The following is a 1,157-nucleotide window of genomic DNA, read 5'->3' as shown; positions in this document are numbered from 1 at the left end:
GCCACGCTCGCCGATCCGTCTCAGCTCGAAGCCTTTTCATCAGCCCGCGTGCGCAAAGACCTGCAACCGCCTGGCCGATGGTCGCCGATTCCAGTTCCAGTTTCTTGGCGATTTCAGCCTGCGTAAGGGCAGGATCGCGAAGAAGTTGTCCGATGATCCTCCACTGTGTCTGATTGAGACCGATCCTGGCGACCCTCGCATCGTACACTCTGCGCGCGCCGCGACTGATCTCGTCCATAAGATAGAGAATGCGGTCATCATCGGTGATGACCTTCTGCCGACGCTGAGACCGTGACATGGTATCTGGTTTTTCATCCATAGCGCTGTGTAGTCGGATAGCCTCGGATGCCCAAATGCAAACTGCTAAATGCCTTTACTATCTGTCTCACGGCTCATAGGGCGCGAGACGCGTTCACCTTTTACTGAGGCTGCCGAAAGAGTCAGATGACCGATAACTCCAACCAACCGGAGCAGGAGGGCACAACCCCAACGAAACCGCAATCGCGGCGTAGCTTGCGCATCGTGCTAATCATCGTTGGTCTTGCCGTGCTGCTTGGCGGGATCTGGTGGTACTACCGGCACGTAACCTACGGACAGTACATGCAGTCGACCGATAACGCCTATGTCGCTGCCGACAGCGTCGTTATCTCTTCCAAGGTAGCGGGATACGTCGAAGAGGTCTTCGTAGGGGAGAACGAGCAAGTAGCTCGCGGCGGAGCCCTCGTACAACTGGATCTGCGGGATTATCAGGCGCAAGCGCAGCAGGCGCGCGCACAGATCGCTGCGACCCTGGCCGGTGCCGACACAATCCGTTCTCAGGTATCCGAACAGGATGCAGCCATTCGCCAGGCGCGGGCCCAACTCGCCGCCGCGAGCGCGGCACTGGACCTCGCGAACGACCAGGTGGCGCGATATCGGCCCCTTGCAGCGACAGGAGCCGAACCGCGGGAAAAGCTAGACCAGTATGAGGCGCAGGCGCGGCAGGCGCGGGCCGAATTCGCCGCTGCGCAGGCGGCGGTGGCTGCCGCGACCGCTCGCCGGGGGACCCTGTTCGAGCAGATCAGCCAGACCCAGGCGCAGGCGGACGCTGCTCGCGCTCAGCTGGAAACAGCCGACCTTACGGTTGAATCGACCTTGCTGCGCGCCAGCAAGGCCGG

General features: G+C 61.2%; 2 protein-coding genes. One reads left to right on the top strand and one right to left on the bottom strand.

All coding sequences use genetic code 11. The annotated features are described in order from the left end of the window. On the bottom strand, window positions 1–319 hold a 319-nt coding region (locus tag C725_RS15045; RefSeq protein WP_149864723.1), incomplete at its 3' end, for a MarR family winged helix-turn-helix transcriptional regulator. A gap of 125 nt (window positions 320–444) precedes the next feature. Here C725_RS15045 and C725_RS15040 point away from each other — a divergent pair. Further along, the coding region (locus C725_RS15040) for an HlyD family secretion protein (RefSeq protein ID WP_038283797.1) at window positions 445–1,157 on the top strand (713 nt) is incomplete at its 3' end.

Origin of the sequence: Pacificimonas flava (genome assembly GCF_000342165.1) — a bacterium.
In the GTDB taxonomy this organism is placed as follows: domain Bacteria; phylum Pseudomonadota; class Alphaproteobacteria; order Sphingomonadales; family Sphingomonadaceae; genus Pacificimonas; species Pacificimonas flava.
The sequence above is the reverse complement of the archived record's forward strand: the minus strand, read 5'-3'. Positions and strand labels throughout refer to the sequence as shown.